Source organism: Rhizobium leguminosarum bv. viciae (assembly GCF_012276115.1).
In the GTDB taxonomy this organism is placed as follows: Bacteria; Pseudomonadota; Alphaproteobacteria; order Rhizobiales; family Rhizobiaceae; genus Rhizobium; species Rhizobium leguminosarum_T.
Map to the genome: position 1 here is coordinate 63,502 of NZ_WIEU01000013.1, position 22,778 is coordinate 86,279.

Annotated in this window: 18 protein-coding genes; 14 read left to right on the plus strand and 4 right to left on the minus strand. The window is 62.2% G+C overall.

All coding sequences use genetic code 11. The features are described from left to right. Window positions 1–19 precede the first annotated feature (19 nt). The 10 genes from GFM02_RS21840 to GFM02_RS21885 all read left to right on the plus strand — a co-directional run bounded on the left by GFM02_RS21840 (window position 20) and on the right by GFM02_RS21885 (window position 13,748). Window positions 20–922 (plus strand): 3-keto-5-aminohexanoate cleavage protein, encoded by a 903-nt coding sequence (locus GFM02_RS21840; protein WP_168322766.1) that lies wholly within the window; start codon window positions 20–22, stop codon window positions 920–922. 7 nt (window positions 923–929) lie between these two features. Continuing rightward, complete coding sequence (locus GFM02_RS21845) at window positions 930–2,417, plus strand: carnitine 3-dehydrogenase (RefSeq protein ID WP_168322767.1); 1,488 nt, start codon at window positions 930–932, stop codon at window positions 2,415–2,417. Between the two features lie 10 nt (window positions 2,418–2,427). Next, window positions 2,428–3,588 (plus strand): acyl-CoA dehydrogenase family protein, encoded by a 1,161-nt coding sequence (locus GFM02_RS21850; RefSeq protein WP_168322768.1) that lies wholly within the window; start codon window positions 2,428–2,430, stop codon window positions 3,586–3,588. A 4-nt stretch (window positions 3,589–3,592) separates the two neighbouring features. Continuing rightward, window positions 3,593–5,647 (plus strand): acetate--CoA ligase family protein, encoded by a 2,055-nt coding sequence (locus GFM02_RS21855; protein WP_168322769.1) that lies wholly within the window; start codon window positions 3,593–3,595, stop codon window positions 5,645–5,647. Window positions 5,648–5,653: 6 nt separating this feature from the next. Further along, window positions 5,654–6,436 (plus strand): carnitinyl-CoA dehydratase, encoded by a 783-nt coding sequence (locus tag GFM02_RS21860; protein WP_168269336.1) that lies wholly within the window; start codon window positions 5,654–5,656, stop codon window positions 6,434–6,436. A gap of 118 nt (window positions 6,437–6,554) precedes the next feature. Then, window positions 6,555–8,144, plus strand: a complete 1,590-nt coding sequence (locus GFM02_RS21865) for an ABC transporter substrate-binding protein (protein ID WP_168322770.1) — start codon at window positions 6,555–6,557, stop codon at window positions 8,142–8,144. A gap of 97 nt (window positions 8,145–8,241) precedes the next feature. Further along, on the plus strand, window positions 8,242–9,246 hold the full coding sequence (locus GFM02_RS21870) for an ABC transporter permease (RefSeq protein ID WP_168322771.1): 1,005 nt from the start codon (window positions 8,242–8,244) through the stop codon (window positions 9,244–9,246). Continuing rightward, window positions 9,243–10,070 (plus strand): ABC transporter permease, encoded by an 828-nt coding sequence (locus GFM02_RS21875; protein WP_168269332.1) that lies wholly within the window; start codon window positions 9,243–9,245, stop codon window positions 10,068–10,070. Before GFM02_RS21870 ends, GFM02_RS21875 begins: the two co-directional genes overlap by 4 nt. Then, window positions 10,063–11,694: an ABC transporter ATP-binding protein gene (locus tag GFM02_RS21880; RefSeq protein WP_168322772.1), complete on the plus strand. Its 1,632-nt coding sequence runs from the start codon at window positions 10,063–10,065 to the stop codon at window positions 11,692–11,694. Before GFM02_RS21875 ends, GFM02_RS21880 begins: the two co-directional genes overlap by 8 nt. A gap of 50 nt (window positions 11,695–11,744) precedes the next feature. After that, window positions 11,745–13,748, plus strand: a complete 2,004-nt coding sequence (locus tag GFM02_RS21885; protein ID WP_168269328.1) for a CocE/NonD family hydrolase — start codon at window positions 11,745–11,747, stop codon at window positions 13,746–13,748. A gap of 3 nt (window positions 13,749–13,751) precedes the next feature. Here GFM02_RS21885 and GFM02_RS21890 read toward each other — a convergent pair whose 3' ends face one another. After that, window positions 13,752–14,663 (minus strand): alpha/beta hydrolase, encoded by a 912-nt coding sequence (locus GFM02_RS21890; protein WP_168269688.1) that lies wholly within the window; start codon window positions 14,661–14,663, stop codon window positions 13,752–13,754. A 224-nt stretch (window positions 14,664–14,887) separates the two neighbouring features. Here GFM02_RS21890 and GFM02_RS21895 point away from each other — a divergent pair, with 224 nt between their 5' ends. Further along, on the plus strand, window positions 14,888–15,412 hold the full coding sequence (locus GFM02_RS21895) for an RNA polymerase sigma factor (protein WP_168269326.1): 525 nt from the start codon (window positions 14,888–14,890) through the stop codon (window positions 15,410–15,412). Beyond that, window positions 15,409–17,556 carry a vWA domain-containing protein gene (locus GFM02_RS21900; protein ID WP_168269324.1) on the plus strand — a complete coding sequence of 716 codons (2,148 nt, stop codon included), beginning with the start codon at window positions 15,409–15,411 and terminating at the stop codon, window positions 17,554–17,556. The genes GFM02_RS21895 and GFM02_RS21900 overlap by 4 nt, the downstream gene beginning before the upstream one ends. Before the next feature lie 63 nt (window positions 17,557–17,619). On the opposite strand, the gene GFM02_RS21905 is transcribed toward GFM02_RS21900, so the two are convergent. After that, the gene (locus tag GFM02_RS21905) at window positions 17,620–18,546 is read right to left on the minus strand and encodes an SMP-30/gluconolactonase/LRE family protein (protein WP_168269322.1); all 927 of its coding nucleotides are present in this window, start codon (window positions 18,544–18,546) and stop codon (window positions 17,620–17,622) included. A gap of 192 nt (window positions 18,547–18,738) precedes the next feature. Between GFM02_RS21905 and GFM02_RS21910 the strand changes: the two genes are divergently transcribed. Beyond that, window positions 18,739–19,815, plus strand: coding sequence for a LacI family DNA-binding transcriptional regulator (locus GFM02_RS21910; protein ID WP_168303930.1), 1,077 nt, complete (start codon window positions 18,739–18,741; stop codon window positions 19,813–19,815). 75 nt (window positions 19,816–19,890) lie between these two features. Here the strand turns inward: GFM02_RS21910 and GFM02_RS21915 are convergent, their stop codons facing one another. After that, on the minus strand, window positions 19,891–20,922 hold the full coding sequence (locus tag GFM02_RS21915; RefSeq protein ID WP_168269318.1) for an L-idonate 5-dehydrogenase: 1,032 nt from the start codon (window positions 20,920–20,922) through the stop codon (window positions 19,891–19,893). Between the two features lie 10 nt (window positions 20,923–20,932). Then, a complete protein-coding gene (locus tag GFM02_RS21920) occupies window positions 20,933–21,874 on the minus strand; it encodes a 2-hydroxyacid dehydrogenase (protein WP_168269316.1) in 942 nt (313 codons plus the stop codon). 135 nt (window positions 21,875–22,009) lie between these two features. Between GFM02_RS21920 and GFM02_RS21925 the strand changes: the two genes are divergently transcribed. Further along, the gene (locus tag GFM02_RS21925; RefSeq protein WP_168269314.1) at window positions 22,010–22,774 is read left to right on the plus strand and encodes an SDR family oxidoreductase; all 765 of its coding nucleotides are present in this window, start codon (window positions 22,010–22,012) and stop codon (window positions 22,772–22,774) included. Window positions 22,775–22,778 lie beyond the last annotated feature (4 nt).

Here is a 22,778-nt window from a genome sequence, read left to right on the forward strand (position 1 = left end):
GACGAGGGAGAACAAAAACATGCCTCTTGCGATGAACCGCGATGTCTTCATCACCTGCGCCGTCACCGGCGCCGGCGACACGGTTTCCAGATCCAGCCACGTGCCGATCACTCCCAAGCAGATCGCCGATTCCGCCATCGACGCGGCAAAGGCCGGTGCTGCGGTCGTTCACTGCCACGTCCGCGATCCGGAAACGGGTGCCGCCAGCCGCCGTAACGATCTCTACAGGGAAGTCACCGACCGCATCCGCTCGGCCGATGTCGACGTCGTCCTCAATCTCACCGCCGGCATGGGCGGGGACCTGATCTTCGGGGATGTCGAAAAACCCCTTCCCCTCAATCCAAAGGGAACGGATATGGCGGGCGCTACCGAGCGCGTCAGCCATGTCGCCGAATGCCTGCCTGAGATCTGCACGCTCGACTGCGGCACGATGAATTTCAACCTCGGCGACTATGTCATGACCAACACGCCGGCCATGCTGCGGGCGATGGCGAAGAAGATGACCGATCTCGGCGTCCGCCCCGAGATCGAGGCCTTCGACACCGGCCATCTCTGGTTTGCCAAGCAGCTTGCCGAGGAAGGCCTGATCGAAGACCCGGTCCTGATCCAGCTCTGCATGGGCATTCCATGGGGCGCGCCCGACGATCTCAACACTTTCATGGCGATGGTCAATAACGTGCCCGCGAGTTGGACCTTCTCGGCCTTTTCGATCGGCCGCAACGCCATGGCCTATCCGGCGGCGGCCGTTCTTGCCGGCGGCAACGTGCGCGTCGGCCTGGAGGACAACCTCTTTGTCGGCAAGGGCCAGCTCGCCACCAATGCGCAATTGGTCGAAAAGGCCGTGCAGGTGGTCGAGGGCATGGGTGCCCGGATCATCGGTCCGGAAGACGTTCGCAAGAAACTCAAACTGACGAAGCGCTGAGGACGGCATGACTGGGATCAACAAGGCGGCTTGTATCGGCGGCGGCGTCATCGGCGGCGGATGGATCGCGCGGTTTCTGCTGGCCGGCATCGACGTTGATGTGTTCGATCCGCATCCGGAAGCGAGCCGCATCGTCGGCGAAGTGCTCGCTAACGCCGAAAAAGCCTATGCCATGCTGACCGGAGCACCCCTGCCGCCGCGCGGCAGGCTCACCTTCTGCGAGACGCTGGAGGAAGCCGTCGCCGGCGCCGACTGGATTCAGGAAAGCGTGCCGGAAAGGCTCGACCTGAAGCGCGGTGTCCTGACTGCGATCGATGCTGCGGCACGGCCGGACGCCCTGATCGGCTCTTCGACGTCAGGCCTGCTGCCGACCGATCTGCAGCGCGACATGAAGCATCCGGAACGCCTCTTCGTCGCCCACCCTTACAATCCCGTCTATCTGCTGCCGCTCGTCGAAATCGTCGGTGGTGAGAAGACCGCGGCTGCGACCATCAAGGCGGCGATGGAACGACTGGGGCCGATCGGCATGAAGGGTGTCCACATCGCCAAGGAGATCGAGGCCTTCGTCGGCGACCGGCTGCTCGAAGCGCTCTGGCGCGAGGCCCTGTGGCTGATCCACGACGATATCTGCACCGTCGAGACGCTCGATGACGTCATCCGCTACTCTTTCGGCCTGCGCTGGGCGCAGATGGGCCTGTTCCAGACCTACCGCATCGCCGGCGGCGAGGCCGGGATGCGCCACTTCCTCGCCCAGTTCGGCCCCTGCCTTGCCTGGCCCTGGACCAAGCTCACCGATGTCGTCGATCTCGACGATGTGCTGATCGAAAAGATCGGCCAGCAATCCGACGAACAGGCGGCCGGCCTGTCGATCCGTGAACTCGAACGCATCCGCGACGAAAACCTCGTTGGCATCCTGCAGGCCCTCAAGGGCGGCGATGGCGGCAAGGGCTGGGGCGCCGGCAAGCTGCTGAAGGACTTCGAGCAATCGCTCTGGGCACAAGGCGGCGGGACGACGTCTTTCGACCCGTCGAAGCCGCTGAGGCTCGTCGAGACGAAAGTCAGCCCTGCCTGGGTCGACTATAACGGCCATATGACCGAACACCGCTACCTGCAGGTTTTCGGCGACACCTCAGATGCGCTGCTGCGCCTCGTCGGCGTCGACGTCGCCTATGTCGAGGCGGGACACAGCTACTACACGGTGGAAACCCACATCCGCCATCTCGGCGAGGCGAAGCTCGGGCAGGCGATTCATTCGACCTGCCGGATCCTCGATGTCGACGACAAGCGGCTGCACGTCTTCCACACGCTTTACGATACGGCGACGGGCGAGGCCATTGCCACCGCAGAGCACATGTTGCTGCATGTCGACAGCAAGGCCGGTAAGGCCACTCCCGCGCCGGCCGTTATTCTCGACAAGGTCAAGGCGATCGCTGAAGCCCATGCGAAGTTGGCTGCGCCCGAAGGCGTCAGCCGTCACGTCGGCCAGAAAAGGTAGGAGGATCGGCATGAATTTCGGACTGAGCGAAGAACAGGAAATGATCGTCGAGACGGTCCGCGCCTTCGTCGAGACCGAAATCTATCCGCACGAAAACGAGGTCGAGCGCAGCGGCATCGTCCCGCCGGAGCTCGGAGACGAGATCCGTCGCAAATGCATCGATCTCGGCTTTTACGCCTGCAATTTCCCGGAAGAGGTTGGCGGCGCCGGCCTCGACCATGTCACCTTCACCCTGGTCGAGCGGGAGCTCGGGCGCGGTTCCCTCGGGCTGACGGTTTTCTTCGGCCGGCCCTCCGGCATCCTGATGGCCTGCGAGGGCGAGCAGCGAGAGCGCTACCTCCTGCCCGCAGTGCGCGGCGAGAAGATCGACGCGCTTGCTATCACCGAGCCGGACGCCGGGTCTGATATGCGCGGCATGAAATGCGCCGCCCGCCGCGACGGCAGCGACTTCGTGCTCAACGGTACGAAACATTTCATCTCCCATGCCGATGTCGCCGATTTCGTCATCGTCTTTGCAGCAACGGGCGAGGAGGAAACGCCGAAAGGTATCAAGAAGAAGATCACCGCCTTCCTGGTGGATCGTGGCACGCCGGGCTTCGAGATCCTCAAGGGCTATGATTCCGTTTCGCATCGCGGCTACCACAACTGCACGCTCAACTTCACCGATTGCCGCATTCCCGCTGGCCAGGTGCTGGGCGAGGTGCATCGCGGCTTCGATATCGCCAATCAATGGCTCTACGGCACGCGGCTGACGGTTGCCGCCACCTGCGTCGGCCGGGCACGGCGCGTCTTCGATATGACGCTGCCCTATGCCGCCGAACGCAAGCAGTTTGGCAAGCCGATCGGCGCCAATCAGGGCGTGTCGTTCAAGCTTGCCGACATGATCACCGAGATCGACGCGGCCGACTGGCTGACGCTCGCCGCTGCCTGGCGGCTCGATGCCGGCCTTTCCGCAGACCGGCAGATCGCCTCGGCCAAACTCTACTCATCCGAAATGCTGGCCCGGGTCACCGATGAGGCGATCCAGATCTTCGGCGGCATGGGCCTGATGGACGACCTGCCGCTCGCCCGCTTCTGGCGCGATGCGCGCGTCGAGCGCATCTGGGACGGCACCTCTGAAATCCAGCGGCATATCATCAGCCGCGACCTGCTTCGACCCTTGGGAGCGTGAGCCGATGACGCCTCGCTCGCTCGACCGCCTGCTCAGACCGCAAACGATCGCCGTCTTCGGCGGCCGCGAGGCGCGCAGGGTGATCGAGCAGTGCGACCGCATGGGATTTGCCGGCGAGATCTGGCCGGTCCATCCGAAGCTCGACGAGGTTCTCGGGCGGTCCTGCTATCGTTCCGTGTCCGATCTGCCTTCGGCGCCGGACGCCGCCTTCGTCGGCGTCAACAGGACGCTGACCGTCGAGATCGTCCGCAGCCTTTCTGAGGCCGGTGCCGGCGGGGCGGTCTGTTATGCATCGGGTTTCAGCGAGGCGATAGCGGAACTCGGCAACGGCGCCGAGCTGCAGCAGGCCCTGCTGGAGGCGGCTGGCGACATGCCGATCCTCGGGCCGAATTGCTACGGCTTTATCAACGGTCTCGACGGTGCGTTGCTCTGGCCTGACCAGCATGGCATGCAGCGCATCGAACGCGGGGTTGCGATCCTCACGCAGTCTTCGAATATCGCCATCAACCTGACCATGCAGACCCGCGGCCTGCCGATCGCCTATGTGGTCACGGCCGGCAACCAGGCGCAGACATCGCTTGCCGATGTCGCCTGCGCATTGATCGACGACCCGCGTGTGACGGCGGTCGGCCTTCATGTCGAAGGCTTCGGCGATCTCGCCGCACTCGAACGCCTGGCCGCCCTTGCCCGGCGGTCGAGAAAGCCGGTGGTCGTGCTGAAGGTCGGCAGGTCCGAGCAGGCAAAACGCGCGGCGGTGTCGCACACCGCCTCGCTTACCGGCAGCGATGCCGTCGCGGATGCCGTGCTCGCCCGCCTTGGTCTTGGCCGTGTCCAGACCTTGCCGGCGCTCTTGGAAACCCTGAAGCTGCTGCATGTCGCCGGTCCGCTCGCAAGCCATTCGATCTCGTCGATGAGCTGTTCCGGTGGCGAGGCGTCGCTGATGGCGGATGCTGCCGTCGGTCGCAACGTGGAATTCCCTGCGCTGCAGCCGCAACAATTGCCACGGCTGCGGCGCGTTCTGGGCGAGATGGTGACGTTGTCCAATCCGCTCGATTACCACACCTTCGTATGGGGCGATCTCGCACGCCAGACCGAAGCCTTCAGCGCCATGTTCGAGGGCGGCTATGCGCTTAATCTCGTCGTCCTCGATTTTCCGCGCGGTGACCGCTGCGATGCGTCCGAATGGGCGATGACGGCAGACGCGGTGATTGCGGCTGCCGCCGCAAGCGGTGCGCTGGCCGGCCTTCTGGCGACCCTTCCGGAAAACATGCCGGAGCCTATCGCCGATCGGCTGATGGCAAATGGCATCATTGCGTTCTGCGGTATCGACGAAGCCATCACGGCTGCGGAAGTCGCCGCCGGCATAGGCCAGGCGTGGGATCGCCCGCCTCCCCTGCCGCTGCTCGACGTGTCCTTTATCGATGGCGAGATCGAGACGCTGACGGAGGCCGATGCGAAGGCTGAGCTTGTCGCCTTTGGCCTTCCGGTTCCAAAGGGGCTGTTGGCTTCCTCTCCCGGTCAAGCGGCCGAGCAGGCCGAGCGGCTCGGTTTTCCCGTCGTGCTGAAAGCGCTCGGCATTGCCCACAAGACCGAGGCCGGGGCCGTTGTGCTCAACCTGGAGGATATTAAGGCCGTGTCGAATGCGGCAGCGGCCATGCCGCCGAATGCCGGTTTTCTGGTGGAGAAGATGATCGATCCGCCGGTCGCCGAGCTCATTGTCGGCGCCATCCGCGACCCTGTCTTCGGATTGTCGCTCACCTTGGGAGCGGGCGGGATCTTCGTTGAATTGCTTGAAGATTCCATCATCCTGCCCCTTCCGGCGACGAAAACCGACATTCGCGCGGCAATTTCACGTCTCAAGCTCGCAAAATTGATCAATGGCTATCGCGGGCGGCCAAAAGGCGATCTCGAAGCCGCCGTCGCTGCTGTCGCAGCAGCGGCAGATTATGTCGTAAGGAACGCGGCACGGCTGGAGGAACTGGACCTTAATCCACTGATGGTTCTTCCCGAAGGTCGCGGCGTTGCCGCAGTCGATGCCCTGATACGGCGGAGGAGGTAGCAAAGGTTGAGCGACCACATTCGCACACGACATGACGGCGGAGTGCTCGAAGTCATCATCGACCGGCCGAAGGCGAACGCCATCGACCTTGCGACCAGCCGTGCCCTGGGGTTGATCTTCCAAGAATTCCGCGACGATCCGGCGTTGCGCGTCGCCATCGTGACAGGCGCCGGCGAGAAATTTTTCTGTGCCGGATGGGATCTCAAGGCGGCGGCATCAGGCGATGCCGTCGACGGAGATTATGGAGTCGGCGGCTTCGGCGGGCTGCAGGAACTGCGCGACCTCAACAAGCCCGTCATTTGTGCGGTCAACGGTATCTGTTGCGGCGGCGGACTGGAGATTGCGCTGTCGACCGACCTGATCCTCGCAGCCGAGCATGCGACCTTTGCTCTGCCGGAAATCCGCTCGGGCACGGTTGCCGATGCGGCTTCCATCAAGCTGCCGAAGCGCATCCCCTACCACATCGCCATGGACATGCTTTTGACCGGCCGCTGGCTCGACGTTCACGAGGCGCATCGCTGGGGTTTCGTCAACGAGGTCCTGCCGGCCGACCGGCTGATGGAAAGAGCCTGGGAGCTTGCCCGGCTGCTCGAGAGCGGGCCGCCGCTCGTCTATGCGGCGATCAAGGAAATCGTCCGCGAAGCGGAGGGTTCGACGTTCCAGACTGCCATGAACAAGATCACCAAGCGGCAGTTTGCAACCGTCGATAGGCTCTATTCGAGCGAGGACCAATTGGAAGGCGCGCGGGCTTTCGCCGAGAAGCGAAGCCCCATTTGGAAAGGAAAATAACCAGGCGGCAGCAACCGCACTATTTTCCCGCATGATGCGGGCACCGGAGGGGGAGAGGAAACCGCCTGCGGACCAGCCCGGAAGTTCTGTCAACGCACCATAAAGAAGGAACTGGGGAATGAACGACTACACAAAGTATCTCGCAACCCGTGTCACCGCCGGCGGGCTCAGCCGCCGCGAATTCATGGGACGCGCCATGGCGGCGGGCATCACACTTGCCGTCGCCGACAAGCTCTTCACCGAAAGTGCCGAAGCCGCCGAACCGAAACGCGGCGGCCACCTGAAGCTCGGCCTCGAAGGCGGTGCAGCCACCGATTCCAAGGATCCGGCAAAGTTTCTGTCGCAGGTCATGTTCTGCATCGGCCGCTGCTGGGGCGACATGCTGGTCGAATCCGATCCGCTGACGGGTGCGGCCGTGCCCTCGCTTGCCGAATCCTGGGAGCCGTCGAAGGACGCCGTCACCTGGACCTTCAAGATCCGCAAGGGCGTCAAGTTCCACGATGGCAAGGAACTGACGATCGATGACGTCGTTGCGACGCTGAAGCGTCACACCGATGCGAAGTCGGAATCCGGCGCGCTCGGTGTTCTCGGCTCGATCAAGGAGATCAAGGCCGACGGCGGCAATCTCGTCCTGACGCTCAGCGAAGGCAATGCCGACATGCCGCTGCTGCTGTCGGACTACCATCTGGTCATCCAGCCGAACGGCGGCGTCGATGATCCGCTGGCCTCGATCGGCACCGGCCCCTACAAGATGACGAGCTTTGAGCCCGGCGTCCGTGCCACCTTCGAAAAGAACAAGGACGACTGGCGCATCGACCGCGGTTATGTCGATTCGATCGAAATCATCGGCATGAACGACGCCACCGCCCGCATCGCGGCCCTGTCGTCCGGCCAGGTGCACTATATCAACCGCGTCGACCCGAAGACCGTCAACCTCTTGAAGCGCGCCCCCAACGTCGAGATTCTCTCGACCGCCGGCCGCGGCCACTACGTCTTCATCATGCATTGCGACACGGCGCCGTTCGACAACAACGACCTGCGCCTCGCCCTCAAATACGCCATGGACCGCGAGACCATGGTCGAGAAGATCCTCGGCGGCTATGGCAAGGTCGGCAACGATTTCCCGATCAACAGCACCTATGCGCTGTTTCCGGAGGGCATCGAGCAGCGCGTTTACGATCCCGACAAGGCCGCCTTCCACTACAAGAAGTCGGGCCATAGCGGTTCGGTGCTTCTGCGCACCTCCGAAGTCGCCTTCCCCGGCGGGGTCGATGCAGCCGTCCTCTATCAGGAAAGCTGCAAGAAGGCCGGCATCGAGATCGAGGTCAAGCGCGAGCCGGGCGACGGCTACTGGACCAACGTCTGGAACGTCCAGCCCTTCTCGACCTCCTACTGGGGTGGCCGCCCGACACAGGACCAGATGTATTCCACCGCCTATCTCTCGACGGCGGATTGGAACGACACCAAGTTCAAGCGTCCTGACTTCGACAAGCTGCTGCTGGAGGCCCGCTCGGAGCTTGATGAAGCCAAGCGCAAGGACATGTATCGCGCCATGGCGATGACGGTGCGCGACGAAGGTGGGGTCATCCTGCCGATGTTCAACGACTTCGTGAACGCCTCCACCAAACAGGTGAAGGGTTATGTCCACGATATCGGCAACGACATGTCGAACGGTTACGTCGCGACCCGCGTCTGGCTGGACGCCTAAGGGCATGGGGGCGTTTGCCCCTCCGATCTCCAACGAAGCCTGGACCGTGGGATGAAAACCCGCGGTCCTCCCGACGTTTTAGCGCGAGGTCCTCGCCATGACCAATCCTGCCCCAAGCATCTTGCCCGGCCTCGGGTTCCGGCAGCGTTTTCCGCTGCTTGCCCTTATCCTCGAGCGCTTCTTGCTCAGTATCGTCCTGCTCTTTGCCGTTTCCATCGTGATTTTCGGCGGTCTGGAAGCCCTGCCCGGCGATTTTGCGACCACCTATCTCGGCCAATCGGCGACACCGCAGGCCGTTGCTAATATTCGAGAGGATCTCGGGCTGAACCGCCCGATCACCACGCGTTACGTCGAATGGCTTGGCAACGCCGTCCAGGGTGACTTCGGCACCTCCTGGGCCAGCAAGAATTCGGTGAGCGAACAGATCGGCAAGCGCCTCGGCAATTCGCTCTTCCTGGCGGGTTTCGCAGCTGTGATATCGGTGCCGCTCGCCGTTGGCCTCGGCATGCTGTCGGTGCATTTCCGCAACCGTCTGCCGGATAAGATCATCAACGTCATCTCGCTTGCGGCGATCTCGCTGCCGGAATTCTTCGTCGGCTACCTGCTGATCCTGTTCTTCGCGGTGAAATTCGGCGTGGCCACCTTTCCGGCGACGGTCTATGACAGCATGGGTTTCGTCGAGCGGTTGAAAGCAATCGCGCTGCCGACGGCGACCCTCGTGCTCGTCGTACTCGCGCATATGATGCGGATGACGCGGGCCGCAATCCTTTCCGTCATGTCGTCGGCCTATATGGAGACCGCAGAGCTGAAGGGACTCAGTGCCTTCCGCTCGATCGTCAAGCATGCCGCCCCCAATGCGCTTGCGCCGATCATCAACGTCATCGCATTGACGCTTGCCTATCTCGTGGTCGGCGTCGTCGTTGTCGAAGTGGTCTTTGTCTATCCCGGCATGGGGCAGTACATGGTCGATGCGGTCACCGTGCGCGACATGCCGGTCGTCCAGGCCTGCGGCCTGATCTTCGCGGCCGTCTACATCTTCCTCAACATGACGGCCGATATTCTCGCGATTATCGCCAATCCCAGGCTGAGGCATCCAAGATGAGATTGAGAGACATCCCCATCACCGCCTGGATCGGCATGGCCGGCATCGCCGTCGCCTTCACCTTCGCAATCTTCGCACCCTGGATCGCTCCCTATGGAGAGACGCAGGTCGTCGGCGACGTCTGGCAGTTGCCGGATGATCAATATATCTTCGGTCTCGACAATCTCGGCCGCGACATCTTCTCGCGCCTGATCTACGGAGCGCGCACGACGCTGACGGTAGCATCCGCCGCCACCATCATCTCCTTTTCGCTCGGCATCATCCTCAGCTTCACCGCCGCCGTCTCACGCGGCGTTATCGACACTGTCCTCTCGCGTTTCAACGATCTGATGATGTCGATCCCGACGCTGATCTTCGCGCTCGTCGTTCTTGCGGTGCTGCCGCAGAATATCGTCGTGCTGATCCTTGTCATGGCGATCCTCGATTCCACCCGCGTCTACCGTCTCGGCCGTGCCGTGGCGCTTGATGTCGCGGTGATGGAATTCGTCGAGGCGGCGACACTGCGCGGCGAAGGCAAGCTCTGGATCATCTTCCGCGAAATCCTGCCGAACACCCTGTCGCCGCTGCTTGCCGAATTCGGCCTGCGCTTCGCCTTCTCGATCCTGTTCCTCTCGACGCTTTCCTTCCTCGGCCTTGGCATTCAGCCGCCTGCCGCCGATTGGGGCGGCATGGTCAAGGACAACAAGGACGGGATCATCTTCGGTATCTCGGCAGCGCTGGTGCCGGGCACGGCGATCGCGACACTTGCCGTCTGCGTCAATCTTGTCGTCGACTGGCTCCTGAAACGCACATCCAGCCTCAAGGGAGGGCGCGGCGATGCCTGAGCTTCTTTCCGTTCGCAATCTGAAGATCGAAGCAACCAGCTATCCGCCGGGCGAACCGCCCAGGCGGGTGACGATCGTCGACGGCGTTTCCTTCGACCTGCAGAAGGGCAAGGTCCTCGGCCTGATCGGCGAATCGGGCGCCGGCAAGTCGACGATCGGCCTGTCGGCGCTTGCCTATGGCCGGGGTGGCGCTGAAATCACCGGTGGCGAAGTGCGGCTCGACGGCGCCGATATCCTGGCGCTCGGCAAGAACGGCATCCGTAAAATTCGCGGCGCACGGGTCTGCTATGTCGCGCAGTCGGCGGCGGCCGCCTTCAATCCGGCGCACAGGCTCGGCGATCAGGTGATCGAAGCGTCGGTCAAGCATGGTCTGATGAGCAAAGACGAGGCGCGCAAACGGGCGCTTTATCTGTTCGGGGTTCTCGGCCTGCCCAATCCCGAAACCTTCGGCGAGCGCTTTCCCCACCAGGTCTCCGGCGGCCAGCTGCAGCGGGCGATGACCGCGATGGCGCTCTGCTCCAATCCCGAACTCATTGTCTTCGACGAGCCGACGACGGCGCTCGACGTCACCACGCAGATCGACGTGCTGGCGGCGATCAAGCATGCCATCGAGGAAACGCACACCGCCGCTCTCTACATCACTCATGACCTGGCCGTCGTCGCCCAGATTTCGGACGACATCATGGTCCTGCGTTATGGCAAGCAGGTCGAGTATGGCAGTGTCCAGCAGATCATCGAGGCGCCGCGGGAGGATTATACCCGCGCGCTCGTCAATGTCAGGCAGGCCTATCGCGAGGAAGCGGCCGACCAGTCTGCAGCACTTCTCAAGGTGGAAAATATCAGTGCCGAATATTCCAACGGCTTCAAAGTGCTGCACGATGTCACGCTGCACGTGCCGAAGGGGCAGACGCTCGCGGTCGTCGGTGAATCCGGTTCGGGAAAATCGACCCTGGCGCGCGTCATCACCGGCCTGTTGCCGCCGAGCAGCGGGCGCATCGTCTTTGATGGCAAGCCTTTGATGCCAGGCCTCAGGAGCCGGCCGAACGACGATCTGAGGCGTATCCAGTTGATCTATCAGATGGCCGATACGGCGATGAACCCGCGGCAGACGGTGCGCGACATCATCGGCCGCCCGCTGACGTTCTATTATGGTCTGAGAGGTGCCGAGAAGACGGCAAGGGTGAAGGAACTGCTCGACCAGATCGAAATGGGCAAGGGCTTCGTCGATCGCTACCCGGCCGAACTATCCGGCGGCCAGAAGCAACGCGTGGCGATCGCAAGAGCGCTTGCTGCCAAGCCCGAGCTCATCCTCTGCGACGAGCCGACCTCGGCGCTCGATCCGCTGGTGGCGGAAGGTATCCTCAAACTGCTCCTGCGGCTGCAGGAAGAAGAACAACTGTCCTATGTCTTCATCACCCACGATATCGCAATCGTCCGGGCGATTGCCGACAGCGTGGCGGTGATGCATCGTGGCAAGCTGGTGCGGTTCGGTCCGAAATCGATGGCGCTGTCGCCACCCTTTGACGACTACACCGATCTGCTGTTGAAATCCGTGCCGGAAATGGAAATCGGCTGGCTGGAACGGGTGCTTGCCACGCGTCGCATGGAGAGCGCCGGTAACTGACCTGACGAGGCAGAATCCTCGTCTCATGAAATGTGCGTCAAGGAATGAGCATGACCTCGCGCGGCTTCACCACCATCGAGAATGAATGGATCACGCTGAAGGATGGGACGCGGCTTGCCGCGCGCATCTGGATGCCGGATGGCGCCAGCGAAGATCCCGTTCCCGCCGTTTTCGAATTCCTGCCCTATCGCAAGCGGGACGGAACCAGTCTGCGGGACGAGTCGACCTATCCGGTGTTCGCGGCGGCAGGCATTGCCGGCGTACGTGTCGATATCCGCGGATCCGGAGAATCCGACGGCGTCATCGACGGCGAATATACCGAATGCGAGCTTGCCAATGCCTGCGAGCTGATCGCCTGGATTGCCGCGCAGCCATGGTCGAACGGCTCGGTCGGCATGATGGGCATCTCCTGGGGCGGCTTCAACAGCCTGCAGGTCGCAGCATTGCGCCCGCCGGCGCTGAAGGCCGTCATCTCGATCGCCTCGACCGTCGACCGATATAACGACGACATCCACTACAAGAACGGCTGCCATCTCTCCGCTCAGCTCTCATGGGCGGCGACAATGCTCGGCTACCAGTCGCGGCCGCCAGATCCCGCGGTTGTCGGCGAGCGCTGGAGAGAAATGTGGCTGGAACGCCTGGCAGGCGAGCCCTTCTTCATGGAGGAGTGGCTGGCCCACCAGCGGCGCGACGATTTCTGGCGTCACGGCTCGATCTCAGAGGATTTTTCGAGCGTGGAAATCCCGACGCTTGTCATCGCCGGCTGGGCTGACGGCTACCGCAATACCCCTCTGATGGCGGTCGAAGGCCTGGGCGACAAGGCGAAGGCGCTGATCGGTCCCTGGGTCCACAAATATCCGCATTTCGCCTGGCCGAAGCCGCGCACCGATTTTCATGGCGAGGCAATTGCCTGGTGGAACAAATGGCTGCGGGGCGAGGACAATGGGATCGACAGGCTGCCACAGGCCCGCGCCTATATTCTCGATGCCATCCGCCCTGCCCCGCGACGCGACAGCGATCCGGGTTTCTGGATCGCGAGGGATGTCTGGTCGCCGCCGCAGATGCAGTGCTTCTATGTCGAGCAGTTCGGCAAGCTGACGGAAGGCATGCCGATCCCGCACGCGCCCGAACATCCCGTCTATCTCCGCTCTCCGCTCGACACCGGGACGGCATCGGGTGAATATTTCACGCTGAAACCCGACGCGGAAATGGCGATCGATCAACGCTCGGACGATGCCGGCTCGCTGGTCTTCGATACGATGCCGCTCGCGAGGGATCACGACTATCTCGGCCGGCCGGTGCTGACACTTGCGCTGCGCTCCCGGGCGGCAACCGGAAATCTCTGCGCCCGGCTCGTCGATGTCCATCCGGATGGCACGGCAACGCGTGTCGCCTTCGGCGTCGTCAATCTTACCCACCGCGACGGCAATGCCGATCCCAAGCCGCTGACACCAGGCGAGACGGTGCCGATCCGGCTCGTGCTCGATGCCTGCGGTTATCGCTTCCGCAAGGGGCATTGCATCCGCCTTTCGTTGTCCACCGCATATTGGCCGATGATCCTGCCGCCGCCCGTTGACGAAGGGATCGACATCGATATCGCGGCACTCGGCCTGGGGCTGCCGATGCTCGGCGAGCACCAGCGGATCGACATCAAGGAGCCGGCCAATCCCGATCCGCTGCCGAAATACATCGAGCATGCTGCCGCCGCGACGAAGCGGCAGGTCGTCCGCGATCTCTCGACCGCCCGGACGGAGTATCACATCCACGAGGATACCGGGCTCACCGAACACCCTGAGACAGGTCTCTCGACCCGGCAATTGCGGGAGGAAGTCTGGTCGATTTCACCCGGTGATCCGCTATCGATGACCGGGACCTCGACCTGGACCTGCGACATGCGCCGCCCCGGCTGGTTCGCCCGCACGGTCGCGACCGCGCGGATTGCCTGCACCCGGACCGAGTGGGTCATCAGCGCTGTGGTCACTGCCTTCGAGGATGACGTGCAGATCTTCGAAAAGGTCTTTGCGGAAAAGCGGATCGCGCGCGACCTGATGTGAGCGTCACGCTGCTGCGAAACGCCTTATGGCCTCGCAGACGGCACGGAAGCCGTCGCGGGCGCCATCGCTCATGTGGCGGGCGCGCAGCCACGCATGCACCATCTGTGGCTCCTCTCTGAACCAGACTTCGACGCCCTCCGCGGCGAGCCGGGCGGCATAGTGCCGGCCGTCGTCTCGGAGCGGATCGAAATGCGCGACCGTGATGAAGGCCGGCGGCAGTCCTGCAAGCGAGGATGCCTGCAGCGGCTCGGCAATCTCGTTGCTTGCGGGTGCCTGCAGCATCTCGCGATAATAGGCGACATCGGTCGTCGTCAGTCCCGGCGCTGCGGCCATTTCGGTATAGGAGCCCGCATCGAGGTTCCCGCTGAGCGTCGGATAGATCAGGACTTGGCCGACGACGCCGGGCAGGCCCTCGTCGCGCGCGCGCAATGCAAGGCCCGCCGCCAGATTGCCGCCGGCGCTGTCGCCGATCAGCACGACCTTGCTGTTGGCGGAAAGCAGATGCTTCAACACGGTAAAGCCGTCATCCGTCTGCGCCGGCCAGCGATATTCAGGGGCCAGCCGGTAATCGACCGAAACAAGTTCCGCGCCGGCAAAATCGGCGATCTCGGCGCAGATGGCATGATGGCTCTCGAGCGAACCGACAACGAAGCCGCCGCCATGAAGATAGAGTAGAACGGTCCGCGTGCTGATTTTCCGCGGACGGTAGCGCCGGATCGGTATGCGCTGGAGCATGCCGTCCGCAAAGATCATCTCCGGGGGCAGCGGGCGGTCAAAGCGCGCGCAAAGAGCGTCGTACCAATGTCGCTGCTGTTCGATCGATCCTTGAACGGCGTCTGGCGGATAGAAGGCATCGCAAATCGCCAGAAACTGCAGGATGCCCTTCTCGGTAGGGGCAGGCGGTTGACCGGACATGGAGGTCCTTTCGCGATTTGGGACATGATAGATCATGTCCTTGGCCGACTTTGTCCTCATCATGCGCCTTCGTTACGGGGACGATCTGTCTGGCCGCGACCCATGAATGTCGCGGCTTTCAAAATATCAGATAATTTTTTCGGCATCGACCCAAGGAAAGCCATCCGAGAAACGTCTCAATCTCGAAATAGCATCTTGCTTGGTAGCATGGGGTAGGTGCGGCATTGGACGCGGAGCTCATAGAACGAGCGCAGGGCGGCGACCGGGAGGCCTTTGGGCAACTGGTGTCGCGCCATTATGAATTCGTCCATGCGACGGCGTGGCGCTGGTCGGGCAGTTCCACTGATGCCGACGACATCGCCCAGGAGGTCTGCGTCAAGCTCGGCGCGGCGATCCGCAGCTTTCGCGGCGCCAGCCGCTTCAGGACATGGCTCTATACGCTGACGCTCAACGCTGCCCGCGACCATAGACGCAAGCTTGCCCGAGAGGAGCAGACATTCCGCGCCTACGCCGCCGAACCGCAGCAGGATGCGCCTGATGGAAATGACGACGAGCTATCGAGCGAATTATGGGCAGCCGTGCGCGCCTTGCCGGAAAGGCAATGCGACGCCGTGCTGCTCGTTTACGGCGAAGGTCTCAGCCATTCTGCCGCCGCTGATGTCATGGGTTGCTCGGAAGCGACCGTGTCCTGGCAGGTTCATGAGGCGCGCAAGAGGCTGAAGGCCGTGCTCGGCAAGGAAGAGGTATGACCGTGGACAAGGAACTCGAAAAGCTCTCCCGCCTGACACCGCCGGCCGCGACGGCGGAGGCGCGCGCGCGTGCGCTTGCTGTCGCGATGCAGGCCTTCGACACCGCAGAAAATAATACGCCGGCTGCCCAAGGAAATGCGAAAGGCTGGCGTCAAAGCTCCATCATCAACTGGATATGGAGCCCTGCCATGAACAAGAAATTCCTCGCCGGTTCAGCCCTTGCGACACTGCTCGTCATCCCCGCCGCCGGTTATCTCGCGATCGAACTGACCCGCAACGGATTGCCGATCACCGACCAGACCGAGATCGCCGGCAACCTTTCGAAGAATAATGCGCCGAAACCGATCGGCGAAACGGCGCGCCAGTCTGCGAAACCCACTACGGTTGTGCCTCAGCTTCGGCCGGCAACCCCCGAAACGAGCGGACTTGCCGAACAACCCGCTGCTGACAGCGCGCCAGCTTTGCGGGACAAGGAACAGCAAGCCGCCGCGAAATCGGCTGCGTCGCAGCTCCCTGATTTCAGCGCCGACGAGATATCCACTCTCCTGAATAAATCGGAAGGTTCTGCCGCTGCACTCGGAGGGGCCAAACGCTCCGTGCCTGCCGCTCCCGGCATCGTTCCCCAGCAGCAGTTGGCCGAACCGATGGCCGCCGTTGCTCCCTCGCCTGTGCCGCCTGCGGAGGGGCGTGTGCAGATTCAGCTCGATCCCAACCGCGAGCGGTTTGCCAATGCTGCGGCCAATCCGATCAAGAGCGTCGCGACGGATCCGGTCTCGACCTTCTCCGCCGATGTCGACAGCGCGTCCTATTCCTTCGTCCGCCGGTCGTTGACAGGCGGGGCGATGCCCGATCCGCAATCGGTTCGCGTCGAGGAGATGATCAATTATTTTCCCTATGACTGGCCGGGTCCTGATAATGCCGACCAGCCTTTCAAGGCGACCGTGACTGTCATGCCGACGCCGTGGAACCACGACACGGAATTGATGCATGTGGCGATCAAGGGTTATGACATCGCGCCGGCGACCACGCCGCATGCAAATCTGGTCTTCCTGATCGACGTGTCGGGCTCTATGGACGAGCCGGACAAGCTGCCGCTGCTGAAGAGCGCCTTCCGGCTGCTGGTCAACAGGCTGAAACCCGACGATACCGTCTCGATCGTCACCTATGCCGGCAATGCCGGGACGGTGCTGACGCCGACACGCGTGGCGGAGAAATCGAAGATCCTGTCGGCGATCGACGGACTGGAGCCCGGAGGCTCGACCGGTGGCGCCGAAGGCATCGAGGCGGCCTACGATCTTGCCAAGCAGGCCTTCGTCAAGGACGGCGTCAACCGGGTGATGCTGGCGACGGATGGCGATTTCAATGTCGGTCCGTCGAGCGACGAGGACTTGAAGCGCGTCATCGAAGAAAGACGCAAGGACGGTATCTTCCTGACCGTGCTCGGCTTTGGGCGGGGCAATCTCAACGATTCCCTGATGCAGACGCTCGCCCAGAACGGCAATGGCAGTGCCGCCTATATCGATACCTTGGCCGAGGCACAGAAGACGCTGGTCGAAGAAGCCGGATCGACGCTGTTTCCGATCGCCAGCGACGTCAAGTTCCAGGTCGAGTTCAACTCCGAACGGATCGCCGAATACCGGCTGATCGGCTACGAGACGCGGGCGCTGAACCGCGAGGATTTCAACAATGACCGTGTCGACGCCGGCGATATCGGCTCCGGCCACAGCGTCACGGCGATTTACGAAATTACGCCCAAGGGAAGTCCAGCAGTGATGAATGACGACCTGCGGTACGGCGCAGCCGATCAAGTGCCGGCCGAGGCCTCCGACAGCGCCCATCACGGCGAGCTTGCCTTCGTCAAGATGCGCTACAAGCGGCCAGGCGAGGACAAGAGCGCCCTTATCACCACGCCTGTCAACGACGGCAACGCGGTCGCCACTGTCGAAGCCGCGCCGCAGGATGTCCGGTTCTCGGTGGCCGTCGCAGCCTTCGGCCAGAAACTCAGCCATGTCGCGGCCGTCGACGCCTATTCCTATCGGGCGATCGCCGATCTCGCCGCGGCATCGCGAGGCACTGATACCTTCGGTTACAGGTCGGATTTCCTCGGTCTCATCAGGCTGGCGGACGGCCTCAGTCAACGATGAGGCAAGAGGCACAAAACTGCACCAAGCTGAGGCCGTCCCAAAAGGGCGGCCTCTGCTTGGTGATTATCCCGGTCTCGACCCGTTGGCGGTGAGATAAACAGCATAGAGAGACGTGCTCGCGGTAATGAAGAGGCGATTCAATTTCTCGCCGCCGAAAGCAACGTTGGAGACGCCCTCGGGAATATGGATCTTGCCGATCAAAGTGCCATCCGGATCGTAAGCGTGCACACCATCGCCGGCGCTCGTCCATATCCGGCCTTTCCGGTCGACGCGAAAGCCATCGAACAGGCCTGAGGTACATTCTGCGAAAACGCCGAGATCGCTCAACCTTCCCTCATTCGAGACTGCGAGCTTTCTGATGTGACGCGGACCGCCGGGCAGGTGCGTTGCCCCGGTGTCGGCAATGTAGAGCAACGTCTCATCCGGGGAAAAAGCCAGTCCGTTCGGCTTGACGAAATCGGACGTCACCTGATCGGTCGTGCCTGTTGCCGGATCATGCCGATAGACGTGGCATCCGCCGATTTCCGCCTCGCCATAGTCGCCCTCGTAGTCGTGGAGGATGCCGTAGCTCGGGTCGGTGAACCAGATGATCCCATCGGATTTGACGGTGACGTCGTTCGGAGAATTGAGACGCTTGCCTGCAATTCGCTCGGCCAGAACGGTGATCCTGCCATCGAAATCCGTGCGCGTGACACGGCGCGTCAGGTGCTCGCAGGTGATCAGCCGGCCCTGATTGTCGACAGTGTTGCCATTCGAATTGTTGCTGGGCGAGCGGAAGACCGATGCATGCCCGCTGGTGTCGTCGTAGCGCATCATCCGGTTGTTGGGGATATCCGAAAAAACCAGATATCGCCCGGCCGCAAACCAGGCCGGTCCCTCCAGCCAGCGCCCGCCCGTCCAAAGCCGCTCGACGCGGGCGTGACCGACGAAGCAGCTTTCGAAACGCGGGTCGAGAACCTCAAACCTCGTCCCGTCAATTTGCCCGAACATGATGCTCCTCCATTTCCTGAAATTGTTATCGATATCATCTTGCCGCGCTCTGATGGCTTCGTACAGATAGCGATCTGCCGACCTTTGCGAAAATGCCCCTGGAATCTGCAATAATATCGATTGTACGATGATAGCGATAACTTTATCGTGTCTTGAACTGCCAACTCGGAAGCTTTGTGGAAGCGGAGACCAGTGAAAAACGAGGATGAGCCGAAAGACAAGCGTCTAAAGCCGGGAGACGCTCAAAAGCTGACGATGGCGGAGGTCGCCAAATATGTCGGCGTCTCCGCCATGACCGTTTCGCGTGCCTTCCGCCAGGATGCGAGCGTTTCCGAGGAGACCCGGAAGCGCATCATGGAGGCCGTCGACGCACTCGGCTATGTGCTCGATCTGTCGGCCGGCAGTCTTTCATCAAGGCGGAGCGGCTTCATCGCCGCGCTGGTGCCCTCAATCAACAATTCGAATTTTTCCGACACCGCGCGCGGCATGACCGATGCGCTGCAGAATACCGGCCTTCAGCTTCTTCTCGGCTATACCGATTATTCGGCGGAGAAGGAAGAAGAGCTGATCGAGGCGATGCTGCGCCGCCGGCCGGAAGGCATCATCCTGACCGGGGGCTCGCACACGGCGCGCGCACGGCGCATGCTGGCAAAAGCCGGCATTCCCGTTGTCGAGACCTGGGAACTTCCGGAAGATCCGATCAATCATGTCGTCGGCTTTTCCAACAGCGAGGCGATGGCCTTGCTGGTGCGGACGCTTGCCAGCCAGGGATATCGGAAGTTCGGCTATATCGGAGGAACGACGGCGCGCGATACGCGCGGCAGCCAGCGGCGCAGCGGCTTCCAGAAGACTGTCGAAGAACTGGGCCTCGGACCAGGACGGATGATTTCCTTCGGCGTCCCGCCCATCACGATGGAACAGGGCGGCCAGGCGATCGTCAGCCTGCTGGAGCGCTGGCCGGACACGGAAGTGGTTCTCTGCGTCTCCGATCTTTCCGCCTTCGGCGCCATCATGGAATGCACGCGCCGGGGAATGAAGGTTCCAAGGGACATCGCCATTGCCGGTTTCGGCGATTACGAGATCTCGTCCATCTGTCATCCGCGCATCACCACCATCAATGTCGATTGTTATGGCATTGGCCGCCAGGCGGCCGCCCGCCTGCTGGATGCCCTCCATACCGGCGAGGCGACCGGCGATGAGATCACATTGACCGGCTATAAGGTTGTCTTGCGCGAAAGCACGGACCGGAACGGCGTACCGACCGCTTGAGACCAACGCGCCACGCGTCTTTTCAGATGCGCGGCGCTGTAACACTTTGAATGGCTGCAGGGATCATGCAGTCGGTCAGAAGGCGATCTGGACCTTCATGGACTTGCTGCGATCGCCTGCCAGTTCGAAGGCGGCAACGGCCTCTTCGATCCCAAAGACGCCTGTCAGCAGCGGCTTCAGATCGACGCGGCGCGCGTTGATCAGTTCGACGGCCAGCGCAAATTCCTCGTGAAAACGGAATGTCCCGCGCATCTCGATTTCCTTCGCAACGATCATGTTCTGCGGAATGGAAACATCGCCGCCAAGGCCGAGCTGCACGAGAACGGCGCGGGGCTTAAGCGTCTCCAGGCCCGCACGCACGGCCCGCTCATTGCCCGACGCTTCGAACATGGCATCGAAATATCCCTTGTCAGCGCTGTAAGCCGCGAGGTCGGAAGCATGTGTGGCAACATTGATCGTTCGGTCGGCGCCGCTTGTGTGGGCGATGGCCAGAACGCTGTCCGTCACGTCGGTCGCAACGATTTCTCGGGCGCCGAGAACACGCGCCGCAACGATCGCCAACATCCCAATGGGGCCGCAACCGGTGACCAGCACCCGTTTGCCCAGCAGTGACCCGGCGCGGTTTGCCGCATGCAGCGTTACCGCAAAGGGTTCGGCAAAGGCGGCCTCATGGATTGAAATGCCGTCCGTGACCTTGTGGCATTGCCAGCGCTCCGCCACCAGCCGCTGGCGAAAACCGCCCTGAATATGCGGCATCGGCATGGCGCTGCCGTAAAACCGCATGTTGAGGCAGTGGTTTTGCTGTCCTTTCAGGCAATATTGGCAATGGTTGCACGGCCGGCTCGGAGACACCGCAACCCGGTCTCCGACGGCAAGGTCGGCGACGCCGGAGCCCAGTGCCTTGACCGTGCCGGCGATCTCATGGCCAAGGATCATCGGTTCGCGCAGGCGAACGGTGCCGAAACCGCCGTGATTGTAATAATGCAGGTCGGAACCGCAGATGCCGCCGGCTTCGATGGCAATTTCCACCTGCCCGGCGCCCGCGACCTCCGGCTCGCGCTCTTCGATCCTCAGATCCTTGGCGGCATGAATGACGATGGCTTTCATATGGGGATCCTCACACGACGGGAGTTGGAAGCGGGCTACCTGCAAAATGTGCAGCGAGATTGTCTCTGACCAGTTGGCCCATGGCCTTGCGGGTCTCGACAGTGCCAGAGCCGTGATGGGGCTGCAACACGACGTTTTGGAGGGTCAGGAAACGTGCATCGATCTTGGGTTCGTTCAGGAAGACATCAAGGCCCGCCGCCTGGATGGTGCGGTCTTGAAGGGCTGCGATCAGCGCCTCTTCGTCGACGGTGGTCCCGCGCGAAACATTGATCAAGATGCCGTTCTGACCGAGCGCTTCCAGCACCTCAGCATTGATGATCTTCATGGTCGCCTCCCCGCCGGGGACGATGACGATCAGAAAATCGGCCCAGGCGGCAAGCGCGATGAGGTCGGACTCGTAAGTGTAAGCAATATCCGTGTGGTCATGGCGAGCGAAATAGGAGATGTCGCAGCCGAACGCGGCAGCCCTTCTGGCGATTGCCTTGCCGATCCGCCCCATGCCGGCGATCCCCACCTTCTTGCCCGAGACGCGCGTCACCAGCGGCATGGCGACACTGCCCCACTGGCCGGAGCGGACCAAAACATCGGCCTGCGGGATCTGCCTTGCCGTCGCAAGCAGCAGTCCGATGGCGATATCGGCGACATCTTCGGTCAGCACATCGGGGGTATTCGTGACGCGAATGCCGTTGGCGCGCGCATAGGACAAGTCGATGGCGTCGGTGCCGACGCCGTAACAGGAGACGATTTCCAGTTTCGGCAATTGCGCCATCAGTTCTGCGGACGCTCCGAGTTCGCCGCGGGTCGCTATGGCGCGGATATCCTTGCCGACCCTTGATATCAGCTCCTGCCGGTCTGTCGCTTCCCAGAGGCGATGGATGCGGTAGTTCGCCTCCAGATCCACCATGTCCCATTCCGGATAAGCTCCGGCCATCAAGATTTCTACCTCAGGCATTCCGTTTCCATCCCGCATTTTGACAGTTGATTATGTTATCGATAACATATAATTCGACAGAGGGATGTCAAGCGAGTTTCACCGTCAGCGGCAGTTGAAGCCGTCGCCTGCGGCGAGACCGGAGGAGTGATTTACATGAAGAACTTGTTCGATCTTACCGGACGGCGTGCCCTGATCACCGGCTCGAGCCAAGGGATCGGCTATGCCCTGGCCGAAGGCCTGGCGCAGCATGGCGCCGAGGTCATCATCAATGGCCGCACGCCCGAAACCGTCAACCGCGCGGTCGAAAGCCTCAAGGATCAAGGCCTGTCTGCCCATGCGGCGATCTTCGATGTGACCGGCAGGGACGCTGCCAAAGCGGGCATCGACGCGATCGAAGCCGATATCGGGCCGCTCGACATCCTGATCAACAATGCCGGTATGCAGTTTCGCACGCCGCTGGAAGATTTTCCGGCGGACAAATGGGAGCTGCTGCTGACCACCAATATTTCGAGCGTCTTCTACGTCGGCCAGGCGGCAGCCAAAGCCATGATCGCCCGCGGCCAGGGCAAGATCATCAACATCGCTTCCGTTCAAAGCGAGTTGGCGCGCCCCGGCATTGCTCCCTATACGGCGACCAAGGGTGCGGTGCGCAATCTGACCCGCGGCATGTGCGCCGACTGGGCCAAGTACGGCCTGCAGATCAACGCGATTGCGCCGGGCTATTTCAAGACGCCGCTCAACCAGGCGCTCGTCGACAATCCCGAGTTCTCCTCCTGGCTCGAGAAGCGGACGCCGGCCGGACGCTGGGGCGATGTCGAGGAACTGGTGGGCGCCGCCGTTTTCCTGTCAGGCCGCGGTTCGTCCTTCATCAACGGGCACACGCTTTATGTCGACGGCGGCATTACGACCTGCCTCTGATAGA

Coding starts and splice junctions, on each gene's coding strand:
- GFM02_RS21850 (WP_168322768.1), top strand. CDS start 2,428: ATGAATTTCGGACTGAGCGAAGAACAGGAAATGATCGTCGAGACGGTC.
- GFM02_RS21855 (WP_168322769.1), top strand. CDS start 3,593: ATGACGCCTCGCTCGCTCGACCGCCTGCTCAGACCGCAAACGATCGCC.
- GFM02_RS21925 (WP_168269314.1), top strand. CDS start 22,010: ATGAAGAACTTGTTCGATCTTACCGGACGGCGTGCCCTGATCACCGGC.
- GFM02_RS21880 (WP_168322772.1), top strand. CDS start 10,063: ATGCCTGAGCTTCTTTCCGTTCGCAATCTGAAGATCGAAGCAACCAGC.
- GFM02_RS21900 (WP_168269324.1), top strand. CDS start 15,409: ATGACCGTGGACAAGGAACTCGAAAAGCTCTCCCGCCTGACACCGCCG.
- GFM02_RS21905 (WP_168269322.1), bottom strand. CDS start 18,546: ATGTTCGGGCAAATTGACGGGACGAGGTTTGAGGTTCTCGACCCGCGT.
- GFM02_RS21845 (WP_168322767.1), top strand. CDS start 930: ATGACTGGGATCAACAAGGCGGCTTGTATCGGCGGCGGCGTCATCGGC.
- GFM02_RS21915 (WP_168269318.1), bottom strand. CDS start 20,922: ATGAAAGCCATCGTCATTCATGCCGCCAAGGATCTGAGGATCGAAGAG.
- GFM02_RS21870 (WP_168322771.1), top strand. CDS start 8,242: ATGACCAATCCTGCCCCAAGCATCTTGCCCGGCCTCGGGTTCCGGCAG.
- GFM02_RS21885 (WP_168269328.1), top strand. CDS start 11,745: ATGACCTCGCGCGGCTTCACCACCATCGAGAATGAATGGATCACGCTG.
- GFM02_RS21840 (WP_168322766.1), top strand. CDS start 20: ATGCCTCTTGCGATGAACCGCGATGTCTTCATCACCTGCGCCGTCACC.
- GFM02_RS21920 (WP_168269316.1), bottom strand. CDS start 21,874: ATGCCTGAGGTAGAAATCTTGATGGCCGGAGCTTATCCGGAATGGGAC.
- GFM02_RS21875 (WP_168269332.1), top strand. CDS start 9,243: ATGAGATTGAGAGACATCCCCATCACCGCCTGGATCGGCATGGCCGGC.
- GFM02_RS21890 (WP_168269688.1), bottom strand. CDS start 14,663: ATGTCCGGTCAACCGCCTGCCCCTACCGAGAAGGGCATCCTGCAGTTT.
- GFM02_RS21865 (WP_168322770.1), top strand. CDS start 6,555: ATGAACGACTACACAAAGTATCTCGCAACCCGTGTCACCGCCGGCGGG.